18 protein-coding genes are annotated in these 14,962 nt (G+C 64.0%); 8 read left to right on the top strand and 10 right to left on the bottom strand.

Translation table 11 applies throughout. From position 1 onward, the window contains the following. Positions 1 to 2: 2 nt before the first annotated feature. Positions 3 to 623 carry a LysE family translocator gene (locus tag IVB07_RS06155; protein ID WP_085384410.1) on the bottom strand — a complete coding sequence of 207 codons (621 nt, stop codon included), beginning with the start codon at positions 621 to 623 and terminating at the stop codon, positions 3 to 5. A gap of 111 nt (positions 624 to 734) precedes the next feature. Between IVB07_RS06155 and IVB07_RS06150 the strand changes: the two genes are divergently transcribed. Genes IVB07_RS06150 through IVB07_RS06140 form a run of 3 tightly spaced genes read left to right on the top strand, consistent with a single transcriptional unit; the run spans position 735 to position 2,021 of the window. Continuing rightward, positions 735 to 1,049 carry a metalloregulator ArsR/SmtB family transcription factor gene (locus tag IVB07_RS06150; protein ID WP_007614659.1) on the top strand — a complete coding sequence of 105 codons (315 nt, stop codon included), beginning with the start codon at positions 735 to 737 and terminating at the stop codon, positions 1,047 to 1,049. Further along, entirely contained in the window at positions 1,042 to 1,512 is a 471-nt protein-coding gene (locus tag IVB07_RS06145; RefSeq protein ID WP_204512327.1) for an SRPBCC family protein, read from the top strand. The genes IVB07_RS06150 and IVB07_RS06145 overlap by 8 nt, the downstream gene beginning before the upstream one ends. After that, positions 1,509 to 2,021, top strand: a complete 513-nt coding sequence (locus tag IVB07_RS06140; RefSeq protein ID WP_247361000.1) for an SRPBCC family protein — start codon at positions 1,509 to 1,511, stop codon at positions 2,019 to 2,021. Before IVB07_RS06145 ends, IVB07_RS06140 begins: the two co-directional genes overlap by 4 nt. Positions 2,022 to 2,039: 18 nt before the next feature. Here IVB07_RS06140 and IVB07_RS06135 read toward each other — a convergent pair whose 3' ends face one another. After that, positions 2,040 to 2,264, bottom strand: coding sequence for a hypothetical protein (locus IVB07_RS06135; protein WP_007614662.1), 225 nt, complete (start codon positions 2,262 to 2,264; stop codon positions 2,040 to 2,042). 360 nt (positions 2,265 to 2,624) lie between these two features. Here IVB07_RS06135 and IVB07_RS06130 point away from each other — a divergent pair, with 360 nt between their 5' ends. Both IVB07_RS06130 and IVB07_RS06125 read left to right on the top strand, forming a co-directional pair. Continuing rightward, positions 2,625 to 3,431, top strand: a complete 807-nt coding sequence (locus IVB07_RS06130; protein ID WP_018453605.1) for a transglutaminase family protein — start codon at positions 2,625 to 2,627, stop codon at positions 3,429 to 3,431. Beyond that, complete coding sequence (locus tag IVB07_RS06125) at positions 3,431 to 3,622, top strand: hypothetical protein (RefSeq protein WP_018453604.1); 192 nt, start codon at positions 3,431 to 3,433, stop codon at positions 3,620 to 3,622. Before IVB07_RS06130 ends, IVB07_RS06125 begins: the two co-directional genes overlap by 1 nt. 27 nt (positions 3,623 to 3,649) lie before the next feature. Here IVB07_RS06125 and IVB07_RS06120 read toward each other — a convergent pair whose 3' ends face one another. Next, a complete protein-coding gene (locus IVB07_RS06120; protein ID WP_247767521.1) occupies positions 3,650 to 4,423 on the bottom strand; it encodes a DUF2189 domain-containing protein in 774 nt (257 codons plus the stop codon). Positions 4,424 to 4,733: 310 nt separating this feature from the next. Here IVB07_RS06120 and IVB07_RS06115 point away from each other — a divergent pair, with 310 nt between their 5' ends. Continuing rightward, entirely contained in the window at positions 4,734 to 6,962 is a 2,229-nt protein-coding gene (locus IVB07_RS06115; protein WP_247296177.1) for an ATP-binding protein, read from the top strand. Here IVB07_RS06115 and IVB07_RS06110 read toward each other — a convergent pair whose 3' ends face one another. From IVB07_RS06110 to IVB07_RS06085, 6 genes are all read right to left on the bottom strand, one after another. Beyond that, complete coding sequence (locus IVB07_RS06110) at positions 6,963 to 7,406, bottom strand: hypothetical protein (RefSeq protein WP_018453601.1); 444 nt, start codon at positions 7,404 to 7,406, stop codon at positions 6,963 to 6,965. It lies immediately after the preceding gene. An 81-nt stretch (positions 7,407 to 7,487) separates the two neighbouring features. Continuing rightward, positions 7,488 to 7,955, bottom strand: coding sequence for a MarR family transcriptional regulator (locus tag IVB07_RS06105; RefSeq protein WP_018453600.1), 468 nt, complete (start codon positions 7,953 to 7,955; stop codon positions 7,488 to 7,490). A 9-nt stretch (positions 7,956 to 7,964) separates the two neighbouring features. Beyond that, positions 7,965 to 9,575 carry an acyl-CoA synthetase gene (locus IVB07_RS06100; RefSeq protein ID WP_204512330.1) on the bottom strand — a complete coding sequence of 537 codons (1,611 nt, stop codon included), beginning with the start codon at positions 9,573 to 9,575 and terminating at the stop codon, positions 7,965 to 7,967. Positions 9,576 to 9,693: 118 nt separating this feature from the next. Further along, entirely contained in the window at positions 9,694 to 10,830 is a 1,137-nt protein-coding gene (locus IVB07_RS06095) for an epoxide hydrolase family protein (RefSeq protein WP_247296249.1), read from the bottom strand. A gap of 160 nt (positions 10,831 to 10,990) precedes the next feature. Beyond that, the gene (locus IVB07_RS06090) at positions 10,991 to 11,446 is read right to left on the bottom strand and encodes a GatB/YqeY domain-containing protein (protein ID WP_018453597.1); all 456 of its coding nucleotides are present in this window, start codon (positions 11,444 to 11,446) and stop codon (positions 10,991 to 10,993) included. Between the two features lie 33 nt (positions 11,447 to 11,479). Further along, entirely contained in the window at positions 11,480 to 12,208 is a 729-nt protein-coding gene (locus IVB07_RS06085; RefSeq protein ID WP_204512331.1) for an alpha/beta hydrolase, read from the bottom strand. A 146-nt stretch (positions 12,209 to 12,354) separates the two neighbouring features. On the opposite strand from IVB07_RS06085, the gene carA reads away from it, so the two are divergent. Together carA and IVB07_RS06075 are read left to right on the top strand one after the other, a co-directional pair. Further along, positions 12,355 to 13,545 carry a glutamine-hydrolyzing carbamoyl-phosphate synthase small subunit gene (gene carA, locus IVB07_RS06080; RefSeq protein ID WP_026232561.1) on the top strand — a complete coding sequence of 397 codons (1,191 nt, stop codon included), beginning with the start codon at positions 12,355 to 12,357 and terminating at the stop codon, positions 13,543 to 13,545. Between the two features lie 165 nt (positions 13,546 to 13,710). After that, positions 13,711 to 14,232, top strand: coding sequence for a hypothetical protein (locus IVB07_RS06075; RefSeq protein WP_247360997.1), 522 nt, complete (start codon positions 13,711 to 13,713; stop codon positions 14,230 to 14,232). Positions 14,233 to 14,356: 124 nt separating this feature from the next. On the opposite strand, the gene IVB07_RS06070 is transcribed toward IVB07_RS06075, so the two are convergent. After that, the gene (locus IVB07_RS06070; protein ID WP_007596666.1) at positions 14,357 to 14,881 is read right to left on the bottom strand and encodes a DNA starvation/stationary phase protection protein; all 525 of its coding nucleotides are present in this window, start codon (positions 14,879 to 14,881) and stop codon (positions 14,357 to 14,359) included. Between the last annotated feature and the right edge of the window lie 81 nt (positions 14,882 to 14,962).

Here is a 14,962-nt window from a genome sequence, read left to right as displayed (position 1 = left end):
GGTTATTTCGCCCTGGTCAGCGCCAGCCAGATGCCGCCGCCGATCATGAAGCCGCCGGAGATGCGCGACATCATGCGGGTGCGGCGAGCCGAGAAGAACTTCCGGGCCCGCCCCGCGGCGATGGCGTAGAGCGCGTCCGTCATCACCGCAGTGACCATGAAGGTGGCTCCCAGCAGCGCGACCTGCGGGAAGTGGTCGCGGTTCATGTCCATGAACTGCGGGATGAAGGCGCCGAAGAACACCAGCACCTTCGGGTTCGACAGCAGCACCAGGAAACCTTGCAGGAAGAATCCGCCGCGCGGCGGCGCCGGCGGCTCATCCACATTGACGCCCTCGACCGGCGCCCAGATCAGCTTGATGCCGAGCCAGACCAGATAGGCGGCGCCGGCAAAGCGCACCCAGTCGAACCAATACCCCATGGTCGCCATCAGCGAGGTCAGTCCGACCGCGACGATGCCGATGACGATGGCGAGGCCGGCCTGCGCACCGGCCACATTGGTCAGCGCCGCGCGCGTGCCGTGGCGCAGCCCGTTGGCGATAACGAGGGTGACGATCGGCCCCGGCAACAGCGCGAGCGCGATGCAGGCGGCAAGGAAGGCGAGATAGGCTTGCAGAGACATCATGGGGAGGACTCGCTGGGAGCGGTTTGCGGCATTAATGCATGGCGAGGGCGGGAACGGAAGTCACGACCTTGCGCTTGACATGCAATCATTTGGTTGCCTATTATCGCCGCCATGGATGAGGTCTTCAAAGCGCTCGCCGATGCGTCACGACGGTCGCTGCTCGACAGACTTCACGCCAGGAACGGCCAGACGCTGAACGAACTCTGTGAAGGCCTCGCGATGACGCGCCAGGCCGTGACCAAGCACCTTGCCATTCTGGAAGAGGCCAATCTGGTCACGACCATCAGGCACGGCCGCGAGAAGCTGCACTATCTCAATCCGGTTCCGATCCATCAGATCGGCGAACGCTGGATCAAGAAATTCGAGCGCGGCAAGCTCGCCGCACTCGGCGAGTTGAAACGCCAGTTGGAGAAGCGTGATGAGTAAGCCGCAATTCGTCTATGTCACCTACATCGAGACAACGCCAACGAGGCTGTGGGAGGCGCTGACATCGAGCGAGTTCACCAAGCAATACTGGTTCGGCGCCGAGGTCAGGTCCGACTGGAAAATCGGCTCCCCTTTCGCGCTGCTGCTGGACGGCGAGACCACCGATTCCGGCGAGATCCTCGAAGCCGATCCGCCGCGGCGGCTGTCTTACAGCTTCAAGCACCAAAAATACGAGGAGCTGCGCGGTGAGCCGATCTCGCGGGTGGTCTTTACCATCGAACCGTTCGGCTCGCTCGTGCGTTTGACGGTGCTGCATGACGGCTTCGTCGAAGGCGGCAAATATTTCGGCGCCGTTTCCAACGGGTGGCCGGCGATCCTGTCCGGGCTCAAGAGCCTGCTGGAAAGCGGCAAGGTGCTGGCCATTCCGCACGCAGCCCTCAACAAGGGATTCGATGCAAGATGAACCTCGATCGGTTCAAGCCGCTCACCGTCTACACGATTTACATCGCCGCGACGCCGGACCAGGTGTGGGAGGCGCTGACCTCCGCCGAGTTCAGCCGCCAATATTTTTCCGGCTTTGCGGTCGAGATGGAGCCAAGACTCGGCGGCAAATTCGTCGTGCGCGCGCCTGATGGCTCGGAACACATTTCGGGCGATGTGTTCGAATACGATCCGCCGAACAAGCTGACGGTGACGTGGAACGTCAACTGGCCCGACCTCGTCGCAAAGCTCGGCGCGACGCTTGTCACTTACGAGATTGAACAAGCCGGCGAGGCCGTCCGCCTCACCGTGAGCGAACGCCACGACCGCCCGCTCAGCGACGACATCCTTTCCGGCGGCCGCACCGGCTGGCCCGCAATCCTGTCGGGGCTGAAGAGCCTGCTGGAAACGGGCAAGGCGCCGCAGATCAAGATGGCGCCGCCGGCGCAGATGCTGGAAGCGTTGAAGGCGATGGGTATCAAGACGCCGTAGCGGGCGAACTCCGTGTCGTCATCGCTTCTTCTTCACCGGAGGCGGATTGATTTCGTCGATCTTGCGACTGCAATCCGCTTCCGAGTCGTGCGGGCCCGAGACAAAGGTCCCACTGACCTTGATCGCGTACCAGCCCGACTCGACGCCGAGCCGGAGCGCTTCTTCTGTCTTGACGTGCCGTGGCGAGAGAGCTTGCATCGGTTGAGTTTGCATCGGGTGCTTTCGGTTGGCGTTCGATCTCATGATCGATCGCGGTGAAACCTTCAGGTGTCCGCGGCACGCGCCTGCCGCGTCCAACTCACCGCTGGAGTGGGCAATATGCGCGACGACCGCTGTTACGACGTCGCTACGAGTCGGCTCCGCCGCTGCGAGGGAATGAGGCGCTTCACGTCGCGCGAATAGTCGTGGCGCTGCATAGGCGCAGAAACGACAGATCTTTCGACATTCCCGCACCGTGCGCGCAATCGCCGCAATTAGCTATCATTTTCTCGCCCGTGCCGCACTTTTGAGGCGCCAATTGCCGCCCGCGACCGAATAAGCCGTCAAAGCCTTGTGATCGGCCGCTTCGTAGCCATGTTACGAGCTTAGCCAAGGGAAAATCGTATGAAGCTCCGCGTCGGGTTTGAGATGCTGTACGAATTCCCGCAGCCCACGCCTATGATCATGGTGCTGGGCACGCACTTCACCCGCGCCTCCGATGTCATCGTGCCCGACCTGCTGACCACCAGACCCTCGGTGCCGATCACTCCCTATCGCGACCTCTTCGGCAATTGGTGCAGCCGCATCGTGGCGCCGGCTGGCGCCTTTCGCCTTGCCGGCGACGGCGTCGTGAGCGACAGCGGCCTGCCCGATCCAGTGTTCCCGAACGCGGCTCAGCACGCCGTCGAGGCGCTGCCGACCGACACGCTCGTCTATCTGCTCGGCAGTCGCTACTGCGAGACCGATCGCCTGTCGGATATCGCATGGAAGTTGTTCGAGCACACGCCGCCCGGCTGGGCGCGGGTCCAGGCCATCTGCGATTTCGTTCATCGTCACATCGCCTTCGGCTATGAGCACGCGCGCGCGACCAAGACGGCGCGGGAAGCCTACGACGAAGGCAAGGGCGTGTGCCGCGACTATGCTCATCTTGCCATCGCGTTCTGCCGCTGCATGAACATCCCGGCGCGTTACTGCACCGGTTATCTCAGCGACATCGGCACGCCGAAGCCCTGGGCCGTGGGAGATTTCGCCGGCTGGTTTGAGGCTTATCTCGGCGGAAGCTGGCACATGTTCGATCCGCGCAACAACACGCCGCGGATCGGTCGCGTGTTGATCGCACAAGGACGCGATGCCGCGGACGTCCCGATCACCCAAACCTTCGGTCCGAATACCCTTGTCAATTTCAAGGTATGGACCGACGAGGTTGCCTGATGACAGACAGCAGCGTTGCACTCAGCGCCGATGAATTTGCGTCCTTGGCCGAGATCGGCAAGGGCAAGGCGCAAGGCGAAATCCCGCAAGCGCACGGCGAGCGCCTGACCAACCTCGGTTATGCAATCAGGCGCCTCGGCGAACTCGAACTGACCTCATCCGGCGAACGCCGGCTGGCAACCGGCGAATAGCTCGCTGCCGTTGCGTCCGGCTTCCCGCTACGCCACCGGCACCACGATCCGCCGATAAAGATGCCAGGTCGCGTGCTCGAGCACGGGCAGCGTCACCACCAGCCCCAGAAAATACGGCAGCGCCGAGACGATCAGGACCATCACGATCACCGCGGCCCAGCCAATCATCGGCAGCGGGCTGGCCACGACCGCGCGCACGCTTGTCACCATCGCCGTGACGAAATCGACCTCGCGGTCGAGCAGCAGCGGAAACGACACGACCGTCAGCGAAAACAGGATCAGCGACAGCACCGCGCCGACCGCGTTGCCGATGCCGAGGAACAGCAGGCCCTCGTTCGTGGTCAGCACCACCGTCATGAACTCCTGCAGGCTCGAGAACGAGGCATGCAGGCCAAGCAGCAGCGCGATCAGAAGCCGCACCTGATACATCCAGACCACGAACACGAACAGCGTGACGAAGGCCATCCAGCCGATCTCGCTGCGCGCGCGCACAGCCGACCAGATCGCGCCGAGCGAGACGGGCTCGCCGCGCTCGCGACGGCGGCTGACTTCATAGAGCCCGATCGCCACGAATGGCCCGAGCAGCGCGAAGCCGGCGGCCAGCGGATAGACCAGATAGACCATGCCGAACGCAGTGAAGCACAGCATGATGGCGATGCCGCCGGCGGCGTAGAGCGTACCGAAGCAGAGGCCGTAAAGCGGCAGCGCCTGGAAATCCCGCAGGCCTTCGACCAGCGCCTCGGCGATGTCGGTCGCCGCGACGGGACGCACCACCGGGTCGACCTTGCCCGAAATGGACATCAGCTTCCTCCTCGTTCGCCGGCGCGATCTCCGTCGCACGCGGATTGACTCGATCTTAGCGTCCCCGCGGCAGGTGCGCACGCGCGAGTTGTTGGCTGGACGACAGTATCCCGAAGCCGCCGGCGCAGACCCGGGAAAACCACCGCGCCGACGGCGCGCGTCCTTCGGGAAGCTCATCCGTCCTGCCCGCGGCTCGAAATCTTTCCCCGTCGGGGACTTTTTCGACCCGATGCCTATGGACTGAGCGGCGGGTGGTGCCGCAAATTGAGTCTTTGAACGAGCGCGATGACTCGAATGGACCGTCCGACCGATGAGCTTGCGTACCCGACTACTGATACTCGTCATCGCGGCCATGCTGGTGCCGGCGAGCCTCGTCGGGCTGCGTTTCGTGCAGAACCGGAGCAGTGAAGTCAACGCCGCCCTGGCCAATCTGTCGGCCTCGGCCGACGACATTGCGAGCGATCTGGGTGGGAAGATTCAGGGCACCGCTCAGCTTCACTATGGTCTGGCCCGCGCGCGCGACCTCGACACGCGCGACAAGGCGGCGTGCTCGGCGTTTCTGTCGGACGTGCGCGAGGAATACCCTCAGTTCACGGGAATCCTGACCATCGATCCGGACGGCAGCCTGTTCTGCGACTCGCTGCGGACCAACCGCACCCTCGATCTGAGGGATCGCGCCTATTTCAAGCAGGCCCTGGTCTCGCGCAACGTCGTGGTTGAGCCGGTATTCGGCCGGCTGACCGGAATATCGGTGCTCCAGATCGCATATCCGGTGCGATCGGAGGCGGGCGCGCTGAAGCTGGTGCTGCTTGCCTCGTTCAACCTGCGCAAATTCGCCGAGTATCACCACAAGCGGCTGCTCGCCGAGAAGGATATTCTGCTCATCGACGGCAAGGGCACCGTTCTCGTCGCTCCCTTGGGAGCCGGCTGGACCGCGCCCGTGGGCGCGTCGATCGCGGGATCCGACCTGCTCGGCTTCGCGACGGCTCCCGATCAAAAGGCATTTCAGGAAGTGACCGATCGCGACGGCCGCACGCAGGTCTGGGCCGTCGCCCACTCACCTTCGATCCGTGATGCCGGCCTCTACATCCTGGTCGGACGGTCCAAGGACGGATTGGTCGCGGCGGCGAATCGCCGGCTCTATGAGGATATGGCGATCCTCGCGGTGGCCTTGCTGCTGCTGCTGGCCGGCGTATGGATCCTCGCGACCGTGAGCGTCGGGCGCCAGGTCGGGCGGCTCGCCAACATGGCGAAGAGACTCGGGCTCGGCGATCTCAACGCGCGAATTCCTCCTCCCCATCCGCGCGGCGAGCTGGGCGGATTGATGACCCTGCTCAACGACACTGCCGAATCGCTTGAGCAGCAACGGGCGGCCATCGCGGACCTCAACCAGAAGCTCAGCCAATCCCAGAAGATGGAGGCCATGGGTCAGCTCACCGGCGGTGTGGCGCATGACTTCAACAATCTCCTCACCGTCATTCTCGGCAATTCGGAGCACCTTGCCGACAGGCTGGCGGGGAACAAGGAGTTGCACCGGATCGCCGGCGACATCGCGACAGCTGCCGAACGCGGCTCCGACCTGACGCGGAGCCTGCTCGCCTTCGCGCGCAAGCAGCCCCTGAGGCCGCGAGACATCGACATCGGCGAAAAGATTAAGGAGGTGGAGCACTTGTTGCGCCGCCCCTTGGGCGAGCACATCGAATGCACCTTCGCGCTCGCACCGGACCTGTGGTTGATCAGCGTCGATCCCGGCCAGCTCACGACTGCGCTGCTCAATCTCGTGCTCAACGCGCGCGATGTCATGCAGTTGGGCGGCAGGCTGACCATCGAGGCGCGCAACGTCTCGCTCGGTGAATCCGACTTGGACATCAATGGCGAACCGCGACCAGGCGACTATGTCATGGTGGCCGTGATCGACACCGGCAGCGGCATGACCGCCGAGGTGGCGAGCCGGGCGTTCGAGCCGTTCTTCACCACCAAGGAGGTCGGCAAGGGGACCGGGCTCGGCCTGAGCATGGTCTACGGTTTTGTGCGGCAGTCCGGCGGGCTGGTGCAGATGCAGTCCGCACCGAGACAAGGCAGCACCGTCAGGCTGTTCTTTCCCCGCCTGGCAACACCGCCAAACGAGGACGCCTCACCCGCCGAAGGGATCGTCACGCGCGAAGGAAGCGAGACCATTCTCGTCGTCGAAGACAACGACATGGTTCGGACTTATGTCGAAAGCGAGCTGAAGACGCTCGGCTATCGCGTCATCACGGCCGCGAGCGGCCCGGCGGCGCTCGACTTGTTGCGCCAGTCCGGGGATATCGACCTGCTGTTCACCGACGTCGTGATGCCCGGCGGCATGTTCGGGCCGGAGCTTGCCCGGCAAGCAATCCAGCTGCGACCCGGGCTCAAGGTGCTCTTCACCTCCGGCTACAGCCAAAATCCGGTCTCGGCGCCCGACGCAATCGGCGATGCCCGCATCCTGACCAAGCCGTTCCGGCGGCGAGACCTCGCCGCCATGCTGCGATCTGCGCTGTCGACGCCGTCGCGGTAGTCAGGAGCGCGACGCGAGGAGAAGCGCCGCACCCAGATTGGCCACGAACAAGGCCGCGTCGATGACGAAGATCCTGAGCATCGGGCCTTTCAACACGGGCCAATAAGCGACCCCGACGCGTCCTCCGCGCAGCAGGACCGGAAGGTTGTAGGCGAACTGGCTGAAATGGCAGGCGGCAAAGAACAGGAACAGCACCAGCTGCGCTTCGACCGGCTGGAAGAAGACCGGACGGGCTGCCAGAAGGTAGAGCGACAGAAGGCCGATCGGCAGATTGATGCCGCCAAGGAATGCCACGCTGGCCGACAATGTCGGCGCGATCGGATTGGTGCGCTCTTCCCGCGGCAGGAGAATCTTCAGTGTATTGGCTTGCGCAATGCTGAACTGGATGAAGGCGCCGCCGAACCAGAGCGCGTTGAGGAGCAGCACGATATCCGAAAGACGCATGGCGGAGCCCTCCCACGGCTCGTTGGCCAGGAAAGTGGCAAAGCCCGCTCCTCATGTCAACCATGTTGACTTCAGGAATCGTCAGTTGGTGTCGGCGATCGCCTCCATCACGCCCATCCACGCAGCCGCACCTGTCGCTCCGACGCGATCGAACGCCTCGCGCAGCACCTTGCGCTCGTGGTCCGATGCGCGCTGCTCGATGCGCTGCCCCGCGGCCGTCAGGCGCAGCAGCTTCGAGCGATGCTGCTCGGGCGAGCGTTTTGAGGTCAGGAGCTTGCGCTCAAGCAACAAATTGAGCGGCCGGTTCAGGGCCTGCTTGGAAATGCCGAGGATCTCGATCAGCGAGCCGATCGCGATATCGGGCCGGCGCGCCACCACGTAGAGGATGCGATGGTGCGGGCGCGACAGTCCTTGCTTGGCGAGATATGCGTCGGCTTCGAGTGTCATGCCGCGCCAGCCGTAATACATGAGCTCCAGCGCCGCATCGAGTTCGCTCAGCTTCGCAAGTGAAGCGCGGTGAAGCCCCGCGGCTTGAGACGTCTTTGCCATTGCAGGAAGCTAACCCCTCGTCCGCAGCTCGCGCCGCAGCACCTTTCCGGTGGCGGTCATTGGAAGTGTCTCCGCGAACTCCACGAACCGTGGGTATTCGTGGGCGGCGAGTTGCACCTTGACGAACTCCTGGATCTCGCGCGCGAGTGCGTCGCTGGCGGCAAAGCCCGGGCGCAGCACGATCCAGGCCTTGATCGATTCAGTGCGGATCGGATCGGGAATGCCGACCACCGCCGCCATCGCCACCGCCGGGTGCTTCATCAGCGTGTGCTCGATTTCGGACGGGCCGACACGATAGCCGGCGGTGGTGATGACGTCGTCCTCGCGGCTGACGTACCAGAAGTAACCGTCCTCGTCCTGCACCCCGAGATCGCCGGTGAGCAGGAACTCGCCGGCATATTTCTTCGACGTTGCCTCCGGATTGCGCCAGTATTCGAGCATCGTGCAAGGACAGGGTTGGCGCACCCCGATGATGCCGCGCTGGCCACGTGGCTGCTCCTCGCCTCTGTCATTGACGATGCGGACGTCGAAACCCGGCGTCGCCTTGCCCATCGAACCGGGGCGGATCGGAAACAGATTCGCGTTGCTGCCGATCACGAGATTGCATTCGGTCTGGCCAAACACCTCGTGCGCGTCGACGCCGAAGGTCTCGCGCACCCAGCCGAGCAGCTCGCCGCCGAGGGACTCGCCGCCGGTAAAGATGCTGCGCAGCTTGATGCCGGAATGCGTCACGCCGGCCTGCCGCATCAGCTTCAGCGCGGTCGGCGGCAGGAACACATTACGCACGCCGAGATCGGCCATCATCTGCATCGCCGCTTGCGGCTCGAACTTTCGCGCGCGGTGACCGACCAGGGGAATGCCGTGGTACCAGAACGCGAACAGGCCGTTGATGAGGCCGCCGATCCAGGCCCAGTCCGCCGGCGTCCACATCAGATCGCCGGGGCGCGGCAGGAAGTTGTGGCACATCTCGACATTGGGGAGATGTCCGAGCACGACGCGGTGGGCGTGCAGCGCGCCCTTCGGATTGCCCGTCGTGCCCGAGGTGTAGATGATCAGCGCGGGATCGTCAGCAGACGTGTCCACCAGCCTGAAGTCGGGCGATGCAGCCTTGACCGAATTCCAGAACGATGTCGTACCCGCCGGCGTTCGTTCGCCAACGATGTAGACCTTCTTCAGCTCCGGCAGACGGTCGCGAATCTTCGAAAGCTTCTCCCAGCCACCCTCGTCGGTGACGATCGCCCTCGCTTGCGAGTTCGACAGGCGGAATTCCAGCGCGTCTTCGCCGAACAATGCGAACAGCGGAATGGAGATCATCGCCGAACGGAACGCGGCCATGTGCGCGATCGGCAGCTCCAGCGACTGCGACAGGAACACCGCGACGCGGTCGCCGCGGACAAGGCCATCCGCCCTCAGCACATTGGCGAAGCGGCGCGACATCTCCGCGACATCGTCGAAGGATGTGCGCGTGATGGCGCCGTTCTCATCGAGATAGACCAGCGCCAGCCGGCCGGTGCCGTCGGCGTGGCGATCGCAGCAGGCCTCCGCCAGGTTGAAGCGCGCCGGGATCTCCCAGCGGAAATTGCCGTAGAGTTCGTCATAGGTGCTGGCTTCGGTGAGCATGGTCGTTTCCCGGCAGCGTCGTCTGACCGGACTTGTCCCGGCCATCCACGTTCTTGTTTGACCTGAGTTTAAGGGCGCGGATGCCCGGGACAAGTCCGGGCCTGACGGAGAATGCGTCTCAGCGCACCGTCCGGAAGAACTTTCTGACCTCGCCGACATACAGCTCCGGCTGCTCGAATGCGGCGAAATGGCCGCCCTTCTCCATCTCGCTCCAATGCGTGATGTTGCGGAAGTTCGGCTCCATCCAGCGCCGCACCGGCGTGATGATCTCCCTGGGAAAGACAGCCACGCCCGTCGGCACCTTGACGACCGGCGTGGTCCGGCGCTTGCCAAAGCTTTCCCAATAGAGCCGCGCCGACGAGGTCGCGGTCTCCGTCGCCCAGTAGAGCATGACGTTGTCGAGCAGCTCGTCCTTGGTGAAGATGTTCTCGGGATGACCGTTGCAATCGGTCCAGGCCCAGAATTTTTCCAGAATCCAGGCCGCCTGCCCGCTCGCCGAATCCGTCAAGCCGTAGCCGAGTGTCTGCGGCCGCGTCGATTGCTGCTTCGAATAGCCGGAGTCGAGGTCGACGTAATGCTGGAGGCCGGCGAGCGCGCGCTTCTCTTCCGGCGTCGGTTCGCCCTCGACTTTCGGCGCGGCGTTGAAGGCGAGCGTGATGTGGATGCCGGCGCAATGCTCGGCGTCCTGCATGCCAAGCGAGGTCGTCACTGCCGAGCCCCAGTCGCCGCCCTGCGCGCCGTACCTGATATAGCCGAGCCGGTCCATCAGCTGGGCCCAGGTCGCGGCGATACGATCGACGCCCCAGCCGGTGGTCTTGGGTTTGCCGGAAAAGCCAAAGCCCGGCAGCGACGGGCAGACAACGTGGAAGGCATCGGCAGGATTGCCGCCATGCGCGACAGGATCGACCAAGGGCGCGATCACCTTCTGGAATTCGACGATCGAGCCGGGCCAGCCATGGGTGATGATCAGCGGCAGTGCCGACGGCTCCTTCGAGCGCGCATGCAGGAAGTGGATGTCGAGCCCGTCGATCTCGGTGGTGAACTGCTCGAAGCAGTTGAGTTTCGCTTCGCGCGCGCGCCAGTCGTAGCCATCAGCCCAATAGGTGCAGATTTCCTGGATCCATGCCAGCGGCGCGCCCTGGCTCCAATCATCGACCAGCTCCGCCTCCGGCCAGCGCGTGCGGGCGAGGCGCGACTTGAGGTCGGTGAGGACGTCGTCGCTGATGGCGATGCGGAACGGCTTGATGGCGGTCATGGGAGAGGCCCTGCTCATCGGAGGTTCTCGTCATGGCCGGGCTCGTCCCGGCCATCCACGTTCTTTCTCTCCATTTTGAAGAACGTGGATGCCCGGCACAAGGCCGGGCGTGACCAGGATGATAGTCTGTCAGCTCCTGGCAAACCTTCGGCGCGGCCGCCTAGCCCGTCAGAGCAGCCTTCACCAAACCAGAGGCCTTGCCGAAATCCATCTGGCCGGCGTACTTGGTCTTCAACACGGCGATCACCTTGCCCATGTCCTTCATGCCGGCGGCGCCGGTCTCGGCGATCGCGTCCGAGATCACCTTCTTGACGTCGTCATCCGACATCTGCTTCGGCAAGTACGCGGAGATCACCGCGATCTCGTCGCGCTCCTGCGCGGCGAGTTCGGCACGGCCGCCCTTCTCGTAGAGCTCAACCGATTCCTGGCGCTGCTTGATCATCTTCTGAAACACGCCGAGCAAGTCCGCGTCCGAGAGCGGCGGCTTGCCGTTGCCGCGCGCCTCGATGTCGGCGTTCTTGATGGTCGAGTTGACCATGCGCAGCGTGGACAGCTTGCGCTCTTCCTTGGCCTTCATGGCCTCCTTGACCGCATTGTTGATGTCGTCGCGCAGCATGATCGTGATCCCCTAGACTATCCGACGCCTGATCTAGGCCGTTCGCAGCCCGGAGACAACCGGGGTTCCCAGCCATTCGACCAGCGCCCGCACCGTCGCCGCAGGCTGCTCCGGTTGCGGCAGGTGTCCGCAATTCTCCAGAACGACGAGCCTTGCGCCGGCAATGCCCTCCGCCATCTCCTTCGAGAATGCGTTGGGAATCGTGTTGTCCTGATCGCCCGTCAGCACCAATGTCGGGCATTTGATCGTCGCAAGCGTCGGCCGTGAATCCACCCGCGCGATGATCGCGGTCTGCTGCCGCAGATAGCCTTCGACGCCGACGTCATCGCCCTGCTCGTGTACGAGCTGGCGAATGCCTGCATCGTCGCGGCGCGACGGATGCACCAGTTCGGGAAACATCTCCTCGCGCGCGGCACGCAGCTCCCCGCGCCGGGCCAGCTCCATCAGGCCGCGGCGGCGTGCGGTCGCCTCCTCCGTGTCGGGCCGCGCCTGAGTGTTGATCAGCGCGAGCCTGGCCACCCGCTCGGGCGCCTGGCGCATGATCTCGAGGGCGATGTAGCCGCCCATGGAATGGCCGGCGAGCGCGAAGCGCGGCGGCGCCTCGCTCAGCACCCGCCGGGCGATCGCCGCCATGCTGTCATCGCGAATATGGTTGGCGACCATCACCGGGCCGAACTGCCACAGCGACGGGATCACCGGTGCATAGATCCGGGCCGAGGAGGCTAATCCCGGAACCAGCAGAATCGGCGTCGTCTGGTCCATTATTGCCTCCCGAGCCCCGGAATTTGCCGGAAATTATGCTGCGGAGCTTAGGGGCCCAAGCCGACCTGTCAAATATGCAAAAACGCATGTGAATCGGCGCATCTCCGCTTTGACGGCAGCGCCCGCGGGGACTATGAACCGGGCTCATGACACAACATGATAACGATCACGCTTGGCCGGACCACAAACCGACCGCGCTGTTGGTGCTTGCCGACGGCACGGTGCTCGAAGGCTTTGGCCTCGGCGCCGAAGGCCAAGCCGTCGGCGAGGTCTGCTTCAACACCGCGATGACCGGCTATGAGGAGATCCTCACCGATCCCTCTTATGCCGGCCAGCTCATCACCTTCACCTTCCCGCATATCGGCAATGTCGGCACTAACGACGACGACATCGAGACGGTGAACATGGCCGCGACGCCCGGCGCGCGCGGCGTGATCCTGCGCACCGCGATCACCGATCCCTCGAACTATCGCGCCACCAAGCACCTCGACCAGTGGCTGAAGGCGCGCGGCATCATCGGCCTCTCCGGCATCGACACCCGCGCGCTGACCGCGCTGATCCGCAACAAGGGCATGCCCAACGCCGTAATCGCGCACGCCAGGGACGGCGAGTTCGACCTGCACGGCTTGAAGGAAGAAGCGCGCGAATGGCCCGGCCTCGAGGGCATGGACCTGGTGCCAATGGTCACCTCAGGCCAGCGCTTCACCTGGGACGAGACGCCCTGGCTCTGGGACAAGGGCTTTGGCCGCCAGGACAAGCCTGAGTTCAACGTGGTCGCCATCGATTACGGCATCAAGCGCAACATTCTGCGCCTGCTCGCCGGCGTCGGCTGCAAGGTAACGGTGGTGCCGGCAACGACGTCGTCCGAGGATATCCTGGCGATGAAGCCGGATGGCGTGTTCCTGTCGAACGGTCCCGGCGATCCGGCCGCGACCGGCAAATATGCCGTGCCCGTGATCCAGGACGTGATCAAGTCGGGCACGCCGACATTCGGAATTTGCCTTGGCCATCAGATGCTCGGCCTCGCCGTCGGCGCCAAGACCAAGAAGATGCACCAGGGCCATCACGGCGCCAATCATCCCGTGAAGGACGAGACCACCGGCAAGGTCGAGATCACCTCGATGAACCACGGCTTTGCCGTCGACGAGAGCACCCTGCCGACGGGCGCGACGCAGACCCACATCTCGCTGTTCGACGGCTCCAATTGCGGCATCCAGCTCGACGGCAAGCCGGTGTTCTCGGTGCAGTACCACCCCGAGGCCTCACCGGGTCCGCGCGACTCGCACTATCTGTTCCAGCGCTTTGCCGATCTGATGCGGCAGAACAAGAGCGTGTAGGGCGCGCGCTCTCCTGCAACTGCTTTGACGACATCGAGCCCGGGCCTTCGCCCGGGCTCTTGTCGTTCCGGGCGCAGCGCAGCGCGAATCCGGAATGACAGCGGAACGAGGAACGCCGCTTAACTCCCTTCGTTGATCACTGCTACGCTCACGCAGGAGCCTCTTATGTCTGTCGTCCGCGACAATGCCGAGCCGCTCGCCATCGTATTTGAGGATGACGGGCTCGTGCCCAACAATATCCTCCCCTTCCTGGTCTACCAGGCCGCGGTGAAGCTCGATTCCAGACAGCCGGAAGAGACGATCGAACGCTTGTTCGAAGCGAACGGCTGGGGCGGCACGTGGCGCAATGGCGTGTTCGATTATCTGCATTATCACGCAACGGTGCACGAGGTGCTCGGCGTTGCGCGTGGCAGCGCGCGCGTCCGCTTCGGCGGCGACCACGGCCAGGAGCTGGAGATCAAGGCCGGCGACGTCGCGATCCTGCCCGCCGGCACAGGTCACCAACGCATCAAGGCCAGCGCGGATTTCTGCGTGATCGGCGCCTATCCGCCGGGCGCGAAGATGGAGGTCACCCGCGCAACACCGGAGAACCACGCCAAGGCGCTGAAGACGATTCCAAACGTCGCGCGGCCGCCGGCCGATCCGGTGACGGGCAAGAACGGGGCGTTGATGCGGTTGTGGCGGTAGCTACAAAGACGGTGCAGTAGGGTGGGCAAAGCGAAGCCTGCCCACCAAACAGTTTGAACTGCGGAGAGATAGTGGGCACGGCGCGCGAAGAGCGCGCCTTTGGCCACCCTACGACAGTGTGCCCCTACGCCTCGTTCGCGCCTTCCTGTCTTGTGGCTTCGAACAGGAACCAGGTGCGGCGCTCGGTCTCGTCGATGAAGTTCTCGAGGATGCTGGCGCTGGCGACGTCGCCGGCGTCGTCGCAGACCTCGTGCGCCTTGCGCATTGCGGCGGCGACATGCTTGTTGTCCTGCATCAGCTCGCGCAGCATCTCGCGCGGCGGGACATAGTCTTCGTTGTTGTCCTTGATGGTCTGGAGCTTGGCGATCTGCCCGATCGATTTCAGCGTGGTGCCGCCGATCTTGCGGACGCGCTCGGCGAGCTGGTCGGTGGTGGCGAAGATCTGGTCGGACTGCTCGTCGAGCAGCAGATGATAGTCGCGGAAATGCCGGCCGCTGATGTGCCAGTGGAAATTCTTGGTCTTCAGATACAGCGCGAACGCGTCGGCCAGAAGCACGTTGAGTGCCTCCGAAACCTTGTTGACCGCCTGGGACGACAGATCGGTGGGCGTGTCGAGGTCGGGCGAGACCTTTTGTGGAGCTTTGCTCACGGGAAACCTTCCTGTTAGGACGCAGACATTGACGGCGCGCCGCCGCACCCCTAACGCAGGCGGGCAGCGCCGGTTCCTGCA

It is taken from the genome of Bradyrhizobium sp. 172 (assembly GCF_023101065.1).
Classification (GTDB): Bacteria; Pseudomonadota; Alphaproteobacteria; order Rhizobiales; family Xanthobacteraceae; genus Bradyrhizobium; species Bradyrhizobium canariense_D.
The sequence above is the reverse complement of the archived record's forward strand: the minus strand, read 5'-3'. Positions and strand labels throughout refer to the sequence as shown.

Coding starts and splice junctions, on each gene's coding strand:
- IVB07_RS06135 (WP_007614662.1), bottom strand. CDS start 2,264: ATGAGATCGAACGCCAACCGAAAGCACCCGATGCAAACTCAACCGATG.
- IVB07_RS06115 (WP_247296177.1), top strand. CDS start 4,734: ATGAGCTTGCGTACCCGACTACTGATACTCGTCATCGCGGCCATGCTG.
- IVB07_RS06150 (WP_007614659.1), top strand. CDS start 735: ATGGATGAGGTCTTCAAAGCGCTCGCCGATGCGTCACGACGGTCGCTG.
- IVB07_RS06090 (WP_018453597.1), bottom strand. CDS start 11,446: ATGCTGCGCGACGACATCAACAATGCGGTCAAGGAGGCCATGAAGGCC.
- IVB07_RS06095 (WP_247296249.1), bottom strand. CDS start 10,830: ATGACCGCCATCAAGCCGTTCCGCATCGCCATCAGCGACGACGTCCTC.
- IVB07_RS06085 (WP_204512331.1), bottom strand. CDS start 12,208: ATGGACCAGACGACGCCGATTCTGCTGGTTCCGGGATTAGCCTCCTCG.
- IVB07_RS06075 (WP_247360997.1), top strand. CDS start 13,711: ATGTCTGTCGTCCGCGACAATGCCGAGCCGCTCGCCATCGTATTTGAG.
- IVB07_RS06140 (WP_247361000.1), top strand. CDS start 1,509: ATGAACCTCGATCGGTTCAAGCCGCTCACCGTCTACACGATTTACATC.
- IVB07_RS06145 (WP_204512327.1), top strand. CDS start 1,042: ATGAGTAAGCCGCAATTCGTCTATGTCACCTACATCGAGACAACGCCA.
- carA (WP_026232561.1), top strand. CDS start 12,355: ATGACACAACATGATAACGATCACGCTTGGCCGGACCACAAACCGACC.
- IVB07_RS06125 (WP_018453604.1), top strand. CDS start 3,431: ATGACAGACAGCAGCGTTGCACTCAGCGCCGATGAATTTGCGTCCTTG.
- IVB07_RS06110 (WP_018453601.1), bottom strand. CDS start 7,406: ATGCGTCTTTCGGATATCGTGCTGCTCCTCAACGCGCTCTGGTTCGGC.
- IVB07_RS06130 (WP_018453605.1), top strand. CDS start 2,625: ATGAAGCTCCGCGTCGGGTTTGAGATGCTGTACGAATTCCCGCAGCCC.
- IVB07_RS06120 (WP_247767521.1), bottom strand. CDS start 4,423: ATGTCCATTTCGGGCAAGGTCGACCCGGTGGTGCGTCCCGTCGCGGCG.
- IVB07_RS06155 (WP_085384410.1), bottom strand. CDS start 623: ATGATGTCTCTGCAAGCCTATCTCGCCTTCCTTGCCGCCTGCATCGCG.
- IVB07_RS06100 (WP_204512330.1), bottom strand. CDS start 9,575: ATGCTCACCGAAGCCAGCACCTATGACGAACTCTACGGCAATTTCCGC.
- IVB07_RS06105 (WP_018453600.1), bottom strand. CDS start 7,955: ATGGCAAAGACGTCTCAAGCCGCGGGGCTTCACCGCGCTTCACTTGCG.